Origin of the sequence: Shewanella sp. SR43-4 (assembly GCF_014163845.1) — a bacterium.
Classification (GTDB): Bacteria; Pseudomonadota; Gammaproteobacteria; order Enterobacterales; family Shewanellaceae; genus Shewanella; species Shewanella vesiculosa.
On sequence record NZ_JACJEB010000003.1, the window covers coordinates 261,342 to 274,244 of the forward strand.

Genomic DNA, 12,903 nt, shown 5'->3' on the forward strand with positions numbered 1-12,903 from the left:
GATGATTATTGAGTCTGCTTAGTGGTGATGTTATTGCAGATAATAAGTAAACAATAGGTAAAGACAAACGATAGTCAATTTGGAAGTCTCATTCTATCACTGCTGTGCTTGTGTTGTAACAAAAGCTGCTACCTGCTGTTGAACAATACCGATATAGCTAACCGTACTGGGTTTGCTTGATTGTATTTTAAGCACCTTTGTGGTGATTGATACCTAGGTTGCTGCTTGTTGAGTTAACATGATGGGACAAAAAGATCACTAAAATATAAGTTCTCTAAAATATGAGATCACTAAAACATGAGATCACTAAAAACATAAGATGAATCACGCGACTCTTATACTTACTGTGCCCGGGTTAACAGGCACTGTGTTATTGATATAGATATTTATAATCGCTTAAAACGGTATTTTCAATTGAGATACGCCGTCACAATAGACTCGTTCGCCTTTACTGTATACCGCCTCTATTGCCAATGTATGTGCATTAAGTAGATTAATATCGGCATCCAACCCAGCTGCGATACAACCTTTAGCCTTAAGCTGCAAAATGCTCGCAGGGGACAGAGTTATCGACGTCAAAGCATCTTCAATTGACACGTCAAACTGTTTTACTGCGTCAACCATAGCTTGATGAAGACTGCAGACTTGACCCACTTGTAAATCGATTAATTTACCTAAGTGATCAAATACCGGCAAACTCGCATTACCATCGGAGCTCATGGTGATTTGGTGCACAGGTACTCCCTGTTTTAACGCTAAGGCTAATGCTTGTGCGGCCGGTATTTCGCCTTGCTCAATAATTTGCGCTGTTGTACTGGTAGTAAAGTCGATATAACCCCCTTTGGTGGTAAATTCAATCCCAGCTTCAAACAAGGCGCGACTGCGATTAATATGGGTTGGATAGTACTGGGTGATGGGAATATCAAATTGTGCAATAACATCATGAAGCAAATCTAGGCGACTGTTTTCATCGCCTAAATGCACACTTACAATTCCTGCTTTTCCCGCTAACATGCCGGCCACTCTTGCTTCAGATGTTAACCTTGCCATTTCATGAGCGGTTAATTGAGAACTTCTGTGATCAGCAATGGCCACTTCTCCAACACCAATAAACTTCTCAATAAGCATGATATCGTGTTTCATGGATTGAGTGACTGTCACCATAGGATAATGGTAAGAACCTGTATAGCAGTAAACCGATATGCCTTGCTCTTCTAAGGCATAGGCTTTGGCGAGTAAGTTCTCTAAACTTCGGGTTTGTGCATCTGTTCCCAGTACTCCAATTACAGTCGTTACGCCACCTTTTATGGCTTCATTAATATGCATCTCCGGGGTGCGAGTGGTATAACCGCCTTCACCACCACCACCGGTAATATGCACGAGTGAATCAACAAAGCCTGGAGTTAAAATAAGTCCATCAGTTTGGATTACTTCAATAAATGAGTTGGCGATTAAGTTGATGTTGTCTTCAACGGCAATAATTTTATCACCAGCAATCAGCACATCTTTTTGACCAAGATATTGGGGTGCATAAACGTGAGCAGATTTAAATAATTTCATGAAATTCCTTAACTGAGATTAATGCTTACGGCAATCACGATGAATGAGATTGATATCACTGCCAGTAACAACATAAATCGCCATATAAATTTAGCCCACACAAACCAGTCTACTTTTGCAACACCTAGACAACCAATTAATGCAGCGGATGTGGGGATAATAATATTAGTGAGACCGTCACCGAGTTGAAAAGCTAATACTGCAATTTGCCTTGGTAAGCCTAAAATATCTGATAACGGTGCCATAATGGGCATGGTTAACGCAGCTTGGCCTGACCCCGAAGCGATGAAGAAATTAAATACCGATTGAAATAAGTACATACAAACGGCGGAGATTGTTTTTGGCAAATCGCCTAAAAACAAGCCGGTATAGTAAAGCAGGGTGTTTAACACTGAGGGTGTATTGGCTTGATCGCCGCCTAATATAATGACAATGCCTTTTGCCATCCCGACAATCATTGCTGCTGGCAATAATTCCATTGCGCCTTTTTTAAATGCATCAGCAACAGCATTGACCTTAAGTCGGCCGCTAAAAATAGCAATAATGCCAACTAAGCAACCAAGAGTAAAAAACTGGCTTGCCAGTTCAGGAATATAGTATCCACGGGCGATAACCCCCCAAATAACCCAAACAATACCGAGTGCAAAGGTGGTTAAGATAAGGATATCGGTTAGAGTGATATTTGCTTTTAAGGTATTTTCAGCGCTGGAGTCAGTGTCGCTATGGATTGTTAGATGACCATCAAGATGATCATCTAATAACCCACTATTATTCTTTACCTGTTTGGCATACCGCATCGTAAACACCACACCAACAAGTGTGAAGATACACCACATGACGACTCTAAACTGCAAGCCAGACATTAAAGGTAAATCAGCGATACCCTGTGCTATGGCAACACTAAATGGGTTCATCCACGAGGCGGCAAAACCAATTTGTGTCGCGACATAAGTGACTAAAACGGTCACAATACCGTTGTAACCAATCGCCCGCATTAATGGCAGCAAGACGATACAAAATGCTATGGCTTCTTCACCCATACCAAAAATAGCGCCACCAGCAGAAAACAGTACAAATAAAATAGGAATAAAGGCTAATTCAAACTTTTGCGTTTTAGCGATGAGCGCTAAAATACCATTGTCTATGGCCTGTGTTTGCATGATGATGCCAAAGGCTCCCCCGGTAATAATGATAAACATCATTACGCCAATAGACGATCCCCACTTATCTCCAGAAACCATGCCTTCAAAGGCAAAATTTAGAAATCCAATTTCGCCATGTTCAGCAAATAAAGGCACACCTTGGTACTGGCTTGCAAATTGAAAACTCCCGGCAACTAATTCAGATTTGTTTGTGTGTGGATTGATCGTAACTTCAAAAAAACCGGCTGGTATAAAGTGAGTTGCGATTGCTGCAAACATCACAACAAAAAATAAAATGATAAATGCATCAGGCATTTCTCGAACAGTTTGTGGCTTCATATTGTTATACTTTTTCACCGAAAAGAGAGAAACGTTGGTCGTTTATCGACAACGACCAACGCAGATTTACTTAGAATTTAAAAGTATATCGGACATTCCAACGACGGCCGAGCCAATCATGAATTGAACTGGCGTAACCGTTAGTCGGTGACGATGCATAGGGTGGTTGTTCATCAGTGAGATTACGAACCGAAAACAACAGTGCATGCTGTGGCGAGAAATCATACCCCAAGCTGGCACTAAAGGTTAACCAATCATCCACGGTTTCGTTATCAAATTTAAAGTCACCATCACCAAGTGAACTAATATAGTGGCTCGACACACTGGCATTCCAATCATCTAGCTGCCAATCAGCGCCAAAATCAAGTACGCTTTCTGGTCTGGCTATTTCAGATGCACCACTGAGTTTACCCAGTAAATCTTCAACAGGGGTTGTCGGAGACACTTGTCGTTCAAATGAGAAAGTTTCAGTACCCGTGAAATAGAATGAAAAATCACCCATATTGCTCGTTTGAAGACGATAGTTAATTTTATAATCTATGCCATCGGTACTTTGGTTACCAACGTTAAAGTAACCAGTGCGTAAAAAGCTAATGTCGCCTTGAGCATCGACAACACAACCAAAATTATCACCTAAGTCACCGATATTACTCACCACATTAGCCGGGTTTTTAATACACGAATCTAAGGTAGTATTGGCATCAATATCAACAATGTCATCGTGTTCATAGCGCCAATAATCAAGAGTGAATTGTAAATCATCTGTGGTATTCCAAGACAATCCTACATTCATCGCCTGTGATTTTTCAGCCTGCAGATTTTTATTGCCTATGGTTTCTTGATCAAATTCTAACTCGCCGTAATCAGCCCCCGCAACACCACAAAGTGCATTATATGGCTCGCCTGCACCACAATTAATATATTGGCTACCCAAAGATGTTCCCGCACCTAACTGCGATAGAGATGGTGCCCGAAAACCTGTACTCCATGAAGCGCGCAAGACAAGGTCATCAAAAGGATTGTATCTCAGTGATACTTTAGGATTAATATCGCCGCCAAAATCACTGTAATGGTCATAACGCAAAGCCGCGATGACATCCAGAGAATCGAAAATCGGGAAGTTAAATTCACCATATGCTGCATATTGTGTTCTGTCTGCAGCTGCATCACTGGCTCCAAGACCAATAATGTTGTTATTAACCGCATTGAGTGACGGTGTGTCTGAGATATCTTCTTTTCTAAATTCGCCACCAAAAACAGAGCTTATTACGCCCGCGGGTAATTCGAATAAATCGCCTGAAAAGTTAAAGTCGACAGATAATACCTCTGACTCACCTTTGCGCACGCCAGGATCCCTTAATGCAGCAATTTGTTGTTGTGTATTATCAAGCCCAAGATTAAACGGATTAAAACTGCCATTTGCGATTGCTGCATCGAGTAAGTCGCCATTCATATAACCAGAAGTATTGCTAATCTCGTTAATCGACTTTCCGTAACTCAACGCCGTTTCCCAGCTCCAATCGTCCCATTCTCCGCGAAGACCAGATAACACACGATAACTTTGAGTATCATATTGCTGAATTCGACGTTCAGGGAAGCGGGTTCTTACGGTAATAGAATCACTTACTGTGCCATCAAGTAAGTCTATATCGCGCAGATACTGTGGAACATTAGTGGAATTACCATCGATATAAGTAGTATAGCCAGCGGGGGCTTCGTAAGATGATCCGGTATTTTTCTGATACATTGCTTCGGCAAACAATGTCATCCCATTATCTAATCGATAAAGGTGATTTAACGTGGTGCCTATATTCTCATAATCTGGTTGAATTGCTCGTTGGATAACATAGTCATAATTACATCGACTACCATCTTGTTGAGTATCGTCACCACACCATGATTCAGCATAATCATTACCATCTATCGACACTCGTGTACTTGATTCATAGGTAACATTAACCGCTCTGTCGCTATTAAATATGGCATTACGAGTCGCATAATCTACCACTACTGTGGTGTTGCTATTGGTTGTTTCAAAGCCTCCAGCATAGGTAAGGTTGGTGCGACTTGCATCGTGGCTTGATGTGTCGTCTCCATACTGAGCGCTAAATTCATGACCGACAAAATCTTTACGTAAGATAAAGTTAATCACCCCAGCTATAGCGTCAGATCCGTAAATGGATGATGCGCCATCTGTTAGCACATCAATACGTTCAATGGCAGACAGTGGAATGGCATTAACATTCACAAATGAATCAGAACCATTGGAGAATGAATCAACCGCAACACGGCGGCCATTAATTAATACTAGGGTAGAACTTGATCCAAGACCGCGTAAGCTGACACCAGACGAGCCTGCAGGGGCACCATCTGCACCGGCAACGCCACCGGTTTCTGAAAAGGTCCCAGCGCTGGAGGCTTGTGGTAAATCTCGGAGAAATTCGCTGACCGATCCATAGCCCTTTTTAGTGATGTCATCGTGAGTAAAGCTTTGTAATGGATTAGCGCCTTCCATATCAACGCCTTTTAACCTTGATCCGGTAACACTGACCCGTTCTACTTTATTGACCTCTGTTTGAGTGTCATTTAATTCATTGCTAACAGCACTTGCAACAGGTGATAACGCTACGCCAAATGCAGCGCATAATAATACTGAACTTCTCATGATAAGCTCCCGAGATATCTCTTATTGTATTTTTTTAGATGCAGACAAACTGCGCGTGAGTCAATACGCGTGGCATGTAAGAATATGCAGATGCACTACATCAATTAAGTTTTGAGAGGGGAGTAATGACAGCAAGACAAGACTCCACCGAACACTATTGTATTCAGTGGTTTATTCGTCCCACCATTCAGACAAATACCATGTGCGGTAATGGTATCTTTGGAAAATTGTTGCAATTAGAATCATGTTATAAACTATGAGCTATTGTTGTTGACCTGTTAAGAGGCTATCCGTAAGATAGGTGCTGAGTCAATACATGGCAGAAACTTTTTTTGAGTACTACCATGAAAATTTCGATTAAACCTAATTTCAATGCCTTATCTTGTCTATTATTTAGCTTGTTAATCAGTACTTTGTTGCTGTCGTTATACAGTTCAATGGCGCTGGCTAGTACTGCTGTCAATACCGATGCTACTCCGCCGGTTCAAACTTTCGATTTAATGATGGTTGGCGGTGGGTTGGTCACTTGCAGTTCTTTATCTAGACAAAACTGTGTGCCTGGCAGTCAATTTACTGCTGATGCAAAACAAACCTCTGTTTATCGATTAACGCATTCTGCACTCGAGCGAGCCTTTAAACATCCGAGTTTATCTGGGTTAACAGCACCTCAAAAAGCTATATTGCTCCATGCCAGTCAGCAGCAGGGTAATGCGGGTTCTAGTTTGAGCTATCAAGCATTTTATGATGCCATCTCTGCTGTTGAAAAAGATTTTTTAACGGATTTAAACGATCAAGTTTATTATGCTTTATTGGATTTACTTGAAGACGAACAAGCAATTACCTCGGGTATCAATCGCCAAGAACATGTGATGCTGAGTGCGACCCAGAACCAATATGGCGCGCAGATATTCTCTTTGTTTACTCAGCAAGCATTGCTAAAAAAACAACAACGGCAGCCGCAAGCTAAGCGGCCATTAATCGCCGTAGTTACCGCATCTGCAAGAGATCCTTTTGAATCAATTGATTTCTATACTCAAGTTTTTGAGCAAGCCGGTGCGGATGTTATCTGGCTGCCTTTAGATAGCGCATTGCAAGCCGCTATAGCACAACAACAATGTGATCAGTTACCTGCATTGCGCGAAAAAATTCAAGGTAATGTCGATCGCGCGCGATTGTATCCGGTTGCTACCGCATTACAACAATCCATGTGTGTATCTCCTGATTCTCTTTACCAGCAACTGCTTAATATTGACGGCTTATTTCTTAATGGTGGTGATCAACGTTTAACATTATCAGCTTGGTTAACACCACATAAAAAGCCAAGTAAAGCGCTTGATATTATTAAAAATAGATTACAACAACATCAAATTGTGATTGGTGGCACGAGTGCAGGAACGGCAGTAATGACAGCTCAATATATGGTCACAGGCTGCACAAGTCATGGTGCATTAACCTATGGCGTGTTGGCTGCCGAGGCGCCAAGTGAGCGATGTGAGGAGAGTCATTGTCAGTCAGACATTCCGGCTACTGCGGTTACGTATTCCACCGCGGGAGGATTAGGTTTTTTTCCATTTGGAGTCACTGATACCCATTTCTCACAGCGTGAGCGGCAAGTGAGATTATTCATGCTAAGTGCCTTGTCTGAAAATAAATTAGGCTTTGGAGTCGATGAAAATACCGCACTGTTAGTTGATCTTCGCAATCACACAGTATCTGTTGTTGGCGAGCATGGTGTTTGGGTAGTGGAACAATCTCATGTAACTCAAACACCACTATCTTACTCAGGAGTCATGCATTACTTAACCGCGGGCGATAACGCAAAAGTAGATGAAGTCACGCAATCGTTAAACCATATTCAATTATTAAGCGCTGATAAGACGATCAATAAGCAAGCCGATGTTAAGCGAGAGTTTAATGCTTGGGTTGATAAAGCCTGTGTAGATGGCCAAAATGATATTGATCTTGGCCAAGCTAAATTGATTATTAAACCCCAATCACAACAAGAATGTGATCAAATTAAGCGTAATGGTCAACATTATCAAAATATAAATATACAGCTCATTTTAGTTAATCATTAATCTGTTTTTATGCCCTTTATTTAAGCCATATTTTGGACTTAATTGGGTTATGTTAGCGAGACTGATAACTAAATTTCTACATATAATCTATCAAGGTTTTTATCCCCCTTAAAGGTTAGCTAACCTCATCTGTTGATGTGAATCCCTAGCAGTATTGTGTTGGGGATTTTTTTAGACAAAATTCTGATTTTATTGGCTGATATTTAAGTTAATCCATTTTTGATGCTGCTATCAAAGCGAAATTGCGACAATGAATCACGTTGTTTTAACTTACTGATCAATAAGCTTTCATCCTCATTGTCGCAGTAGAGGCCATATCAATTATTGGATCAAATCGATTCGTCATCACCGCATAAGACACTTGCTCTTGTAAACAAAAATAAGCACCGACTGCATTCAATTTTACAGCGCTATCTGCCTAGCGGTTAACCAGTCAACACTAAGCCAAAATGCTTAACACAATAGTGACAAATAACGCCCATGAAGAAAGTGATACCGGTGAGTGAATCAGTAGCAATGATCATAAGTTAAAACGTTGTCAATCTGCTCGGAATTTTTACAATTAAATTCAATGATTTATGTCTACTTTTAAAAACGCTAACGTTGACAGGGCGATCGCTTAGGGACTACTGTATAAAATATACCACGAAAGTGTGTGGTAAATATTTAACAGCGCAGGATCTATTCATGTGCTTTTTATGTAGCGTTAGTGCAAAAAAGCCGAACGGCGTAAAAAAGCGTCATGGAAATTGGTATGGAAAAAATAGAGATAAAAAACCTTTATAAGGTTTTTGGTTCTGAGCCTCGCAAGGGGGTGAAATTACTTGAACAAGGGAAAAGCAAAGAAGAGATTTACGAACAAACAGGACTAACGGTTGCCGTACAAGGTGCCAGTTTTGTTGTCAATAAAGGTGAAATTTTTGTGGTTATGGGGCTATCCGGCTCAGGAAAATCAACCCTAGTAAGAATGTTAAACAGGCTTATTGAACCCACATCGGGAGAGGTGTTGGTTGATGGCCAAAATATCCTCGACATGAATAAGGACGAACTGGTCAAGTTTCGCAGAAGTAAAACCAGTATGGTGTTTCAATCCTTCGCGCTTATGCCCCATCAAACAGTGTTAGAGAATGCCGCGTTTGGCCTCGAACTTGATGGCATGGATAAAAAACAGCGTGAAGAGCGAGCCCTAGATGCTTTAAAACAAGTCGGACTCGAAGGCTTGGAGAAGGCCTATCCCAATGAGTTAAGTGGCGGTATGCAGCAGCGAGTAGGATTAGCGCGAGGCTTAGCGGTAGATCCTGATATCTTGCTCATGGATGAGGCATTTTCGGCGCTTGATCCGCTTATCAAGACAGAGATGCAAGATGAACTGCTGAAACTGCAAGATCGTCATGAGCGCACCATCATTTTTATCTCCCATGATTTAGACGAAGCATTACGCATTGGCGACCGAATTGCCATTATGCAGGGCGGCCGAGTGATTCAGGTGGGGACACCAGAAGAAATTCTGCAAAATCCAGCAGATGATTATGTGCGCGCATTTTTCCGAGGTGTGGATCCAACTGGTGTTATCTCCGCTGGGGACATTGCCCGCGACAGTCAACCAACCGTTGTTTGGCATACTAAAGCCGGTAGCCCACGCGCCACCCTAGAAATGTTGAGTATTAAAGATCGCGAGTTTGCCTATGTACTTGACTCAGAGCACCGCTTTTTAGGTGTGGTCTCTTCAGACTCCCTGCGCGACGCTATTGACCAAGGAAATGGTGCCAGCAAACTTGAGCATGCTTTTCTAACAGATGCTAAATCAGTTCAAGAAACAGATAGTCTTCAGGATATCTTATCCCTGGTCGCCTCCCATTCTTGGCCTATTCCAGTTGTAAACTCAGAAAGTAGATATCGCGGCGTTGTTTCTAAAAATCTGTTTCTTCGTACCTTAAACCGTGCAGAGAAGGGGACTTATTTTGAGCAGTCAGCATCTTAGAATATTAGCTTCAGGAGTTTTAAATCATGTTCAGTTTTGATGAAAGAGTGATTCCTTTAGATGTTTGGATCACCAATTTAGTTAACTGGTTGGTTGAAGGCTATCGATGGTTTTTTCAACTGATCAAATGGCCTGTCGACTTTATTTTGTCTGGTGTGTCAGATGGTTTACTGGCAACTTCACCTCTGCTTGTTATTGCCCTGTTTGGTGTCATTGCTTGGCGAGTGTCAGGTCTAAAGCTGGCTGCCTTTACGCTGTTATCATTGGTGCTCATCGGTCTACTCGGTTTCTGGTCAGAAACCATGATAACCCTCGCCATGGTCTTTTCATCCGTGGTGTTCTGCACCCTTGTTGGTGTGCCATTTGGGATATGGGCTGGACGCAGTGATCGTGTTAACAACATTCTACGACCCATTTTGGATGCGATGCAAACGACACCAGCCTTTGTCTATTTGGTCCCCATTGTGATGCTTTTTTCTATTGGCAACACAGCGGGCGTTCTGGCGACCATCATTTTTGCCCTGCCACCCTTGGTGAGATTAACCAGTCTCGGTATTAGGCAGGTACACCCAGAGTTAGTCGAGGCTGCGCTCGCCTTTGGGGCAACAAGCTCGCAGGTTTTACTTAAAGTTCAGATACCACTTGCTTTACCGACCATCATGGCGGGCCTGAATCAGACCATCATGATGTCGCTCTCCATGGTGGTAATCGCCGCAATGATTGGCGCTGGTGGCCTTGGGGCACCTGTCGTTCTGGGCTTAAATACACTTGATATTGGTTTGGCCACGGTGGGCGGTCTAGCGATTGTTTTATTAGCAATCATTCTCGATAGGATCACCCAATCAATGGCAACCAAAAAAATAAGGACGTAAAATGATACTTAAAAAAGTAATACTGAGTGCAGCGTTAGCTGCAATGACAGTGACGGGATCAGCAGCGCTTGCTGATACTCTCAAGCCAGGGGAAGGGATAACCGTTAAACCCGCTCGTGCGACATGGGACACAGGTTTTTTTCAGGAAGCACTTGTTCGCCGGGGTCTTGAAACGCTTGGGTATGATGTCGAAAAGCCTAAAACCCTGGTTAACCCCATTTTTTACAAAACCGTTACACTCGGTGATATTGATTACTGGACCAATGGTTGGTTTCCAATGCATAACGATCAGCTACCGAGCAATTTCGACGAGAAAGCCGAAAAGGTTGGTTATGTTATTAAAGCCGGTGGATTAGGCGGATATTTAGTCTCTAAAAAAGAAGCCGATAAATATAATATTACCTCTCTTGCAGATTTTAAACGCCCTGAAGTTAAGAAAGCATTCGATACTAATGGAGATGGTAAAGCGGATTTGACTGCATGTCCTCCTGGTTGGGGATGCGAGAAAATCATCACCCATCATATGGATGTTTACGGTCTACAAGATTCGATTAATCCGGTGAAAGCAGCTTATGCAGCTGGGATGGCATCCGCTATGGCGGGTTATAAAAATGGTGGTCCGATATTTTTCTATACTTGGGCGCCTAACTGGACCATTTTTAAAATGAAGCCAGGTAAGGACGTAGTGTGGATAAACGTGCCTGAAATTAATCCGACTAAAGCTCAAAGTCCAGCTGTTGAACGAATGACGGTACAGGGGCTTGAAGGCGCGGTTTCTGATCCGGTAAAACTGGGGTTTGTTGCTTCTGATATTCAGATTGTTGCCAACAAAAAATTCACTAAACAAAATCCTGCTGCAAGGAAGTTTTTTGAGGTATTTACACTGCCATTGGCTGACATCAATGAGCAGAATACTCGTATGAACGATGGCGAAAAGAGCAAGAAAGATATTCAACATCATGTAGATGGGTGGATTACTAACAACCAAGAAAAATGGAACGGTTGGCTTACTGAAGCACGAAATGCGGCTAAATAGTCTCAAGCTTTAATAATATATAAGTAACCCGGCGTACACCTATTGTACTTCCGGGTTGTTTTTTATACTTATGATTAAACCGTTAAACCGTTAAACCGTTAAACCGATAGAACTTGCAAGATAGCCCTAGGAATATAGTTGATTAGGTCACTGGCTAACATGCCATATTGACTTAAGTCCTCTGCAGCAATATCACCTGCTAAACCGTGTAAATAGACACCTAAACATGCGGCATCTATAGGGCTGACACCTTGAGCACAAAAACCAGCTATCATTCCGATTAACACATCGCCGGTTCCGGCTTTGGCAAGCGCGCTGTTTCCTGTTGGGTTGATAAATACCTGCTCGCCATCACTAATCACAGTATGTTTGCCTTTAAGTACAACGACTGCGTTTAATTGCTTAGCGGCCATATTGGTATAGTGCACCCGTTTGGCTTGGATTTCGCTAACATCAAGATTCAATAATCGTGATAACTCTTTGGGGTGTGGCGTGATAATGCTGTGTTTTGGTAGGGTTATCGATGTGGTTGCGATATTACCTGGGTGAAGTAAGCGACTGATAAAATTCAGTGCGTCAGCATCGAATATGACCGGATTAGGATTAGCTTGTAACTGAGTTAAGAGCGCGTAAAAAAATTCACTATTACCATTAGGGACAGATAAGCCATCTGAATCGCTGTTGTGATGCTTTTTGTTACCCAGAGAGTTGTTGTTGATAGAGTTGTTGTCAAGATAATTACGCCTACAGCTAAAGTTAACGCTGAGTTGGTCAGTACTTTGGCCAATACTTAATCCACTGCCTATTGAAATCACACTGGCTTGGTTAAGTTTATCGTCAAGTTGTAACACGGCCATTTTATCAATTGCTTGTAGATCAATTGTCTGCCAACGAGCGGTCTGTATTTGTGTTGCTAATAAGTCAGTATTTGGGGCGTTATTATCATATTTTGCTGTCATCTGAGTCAGCAGCGGTAAGGTAACAACATTTGGCGTTAATGCACTCACACTGTCACATACCGATGGGCTGCTGGCTAAGGTGACGTAACCCGCGCCAACCCGCAATGCCGATATACTCGACAGGTAAGCCGCACCGCGATAATGAATCGAACCTGCAATATTCAATACATGGCCAAAAGTCATTTTATGGCTGTTATCTGGCCGAGGCGGTAATAGAGCGTTGATATGGTCATGGGTGAGATTTTGCATAGTGGCCAGCGATTATGATCAA

8 protein-coding genes are annotated in these 12,903 nt (G+C 42.2%); 4 read left to right on the plus strand and 4 right to left on the minus strand.

All coding sequences use genetic code 11. The annotated features are described in order from the left end of the window. Window positions 1-396: 396 nt before the first annotated feature. The 3 genes from iadA to H5123_RS04945 form a co-directional block, all read right to left on the minus strand. Window positions 397-1,560: a beta-aspartyl-peptidase gene (gene iadA, locus H5123_RS04935; RefSeq protein ID WP_182697201.1), complete on the minus strand. Its 1,164-nt coding sequence runs from the start codon at window positions 1,558-1,560 to the stop codon at window positions 397-399. Window positions 1,561-1,568: 8 nt separating this feature from the next. After that, window positions 1,569-3,041 carry a putative basic amino acid antiporter YfcC gene (gene yfcC, locus H5123_RS04940; RefSeq protein ID WP_182697202.1) on the minus strand — a complete coding sequence of 491 codons (1,473 nt, stop codon included), beginning with the start codon at window positions 3,039-3,041 and terminating at the stop codon, window positions 1,569-1,571. Window positions 3,042-3,111: 70 nt separating this feature from the next. Continuing rightward, the gene (locus H5123_RS04945) at window positions 3,112-5,706 is read right to left on the minus strand and encodes a TonB-dependent receptor (RefSeq protein ID WP_182697203.1); all 2,595 of its coding nucleotides are present in this window, start codon (window positions 5,704-5,706) and stop codon (window positions 3,112-3,114) included. A 344-nt stretch (window positions 5,707-6,050) separates the two neighbouring features. On the opposite strand from H5123_RS04945, the gene H5123_RS04950 reads away from it, so the two are divergent. The 4 genes from H5123_RS04950 to proX all read left to right on the plus strand — a co-directional run bounded on the left by H5123_RS04950 (window position 6,051) and on the right by proX (window position 11,673). Continuing rightward, the gene (locus tag H5123_RS04950) at window positions 6,051-7,784 is read left to right on the plus strand and encodes a cyanophycinase (protein WP_182697204.1); all 1,734 of its coding nucleotides are present in this window, start codon (window positions 6,051-6,053) and stop codon (window positions 7,782-7,784) included. A 754-nt stretch (window positions 7,785-8,538) separates the two neighbouring features. Continuing rightward, window positions 8,539-9,765: a glycine betaine/L-proline ABC transporter ATP-binding protein ProV gene (gene proV / locus H5123_RS04955; protein ID WP_182697205.1), complete on the plus strand. Its 1,227-nt coding sequence runs from the start codon at window positions 8,539-8,541 to the stop codon at window positions 9,763-9,765. A gap of 26 nt (window positions 9,766-9,791) precedes the next feature. Beyond that, window positions 9,792-10,637 (plus strand): proline/glycine betaine ABC transporter permease, encoded by an 846-nt coding sequence (locus H5123_RS04960; RefSeq protein ID WP_182697206.1) that lies wholly within the window; start codon window positions 9,792-9,794, stop codon window positions 10,635-10,637. A gap of 1 nt (window position 10,638) precedes the next feature. Next, window positions 10,639-11,673, plus strand: a complete 1,035-nt coding sequence (proX, locus tag H5123_RS04965; RefSeq protein WP_182697207.1) for a glycine betaine/L-proline ABC transporter substrate-binding protein ProX — start codon at window positions 10,639-10,641, stop codon at window positions 11,671-11,673. Window positions 11,674-11,771: 98 nt separating this feature from the next. On the opposite strand, the gene H5123_RS04970 is transcribed toward proX, so the two are convergent. Further along, complete coding sequence (locus H5123_RS04970; protein ID WP_182697208.1) at window positions 11,772-12,881, minus strand: NAD(P)H-hydrate dehydratase; 1,110 nt, start codon at window positions 12,879-12,881, stop codon at window positions 11,772-11,774. Window positions 12,882-12,903 lie beyond the last annotated feature (22 nt).

Bases quoted from the DNA above. Each gene is read 5' to 3' on its own strand.
- iadA (WP_182697201.1), bottom strand. From the start codon at position 1,560: ATGAAATTATTTAAATCTGCTCACGTTTATGCACCCCAATATCTTGGT.
- yfcC (WP_182697202.1), bottom strand. From the start codon at position 3,041: ATGAAGCCACAAACTGTTCGAGAAATGCCTGATGCATTTATCATTTTA.
- H5123_RS04945 (WP_182697203.1), bottom strand. From the start codon at position 5,706: ATGAGAAGTTCAGTATTATTATGCGCTGCATTTGGCGTAGCGTTATCA.
- H5123_RS04950 (WP_182697204.1), top strand. From the start codon at position 6,051: ATGAAAATTTCGATTAAACCTAATTTCAATGCCTTATCTTGTCTATTA.
- proV (WP_182697205.1), top strand. From the start codon at position 8,539: ATGGAAAAAATAGAGATAAAAAACCTTTATAAGGTTTTTGGTTCTGAG.
- H5123_RS04960 (WP_182697206.1), top strand. From the start codon at position 9,792: ATGTTCAGTTTTGATGAAAGAGTGATTCCTTTAGATGTTTGGATCACC.
- proX (WP_182697207.1), top strand. From the start codon at position 10,639: ATGATACTTAAAAAAGTAATACTGAGTGCAGCGTTAGCTGCAATGACA.
- H5123_RS04970 (WP_182697208.1), bottom strand. From the start codon at position 12,881: ATGCAAAATCTCACCCATGACCATATCAACGCTCTATTACCGCCTCGG.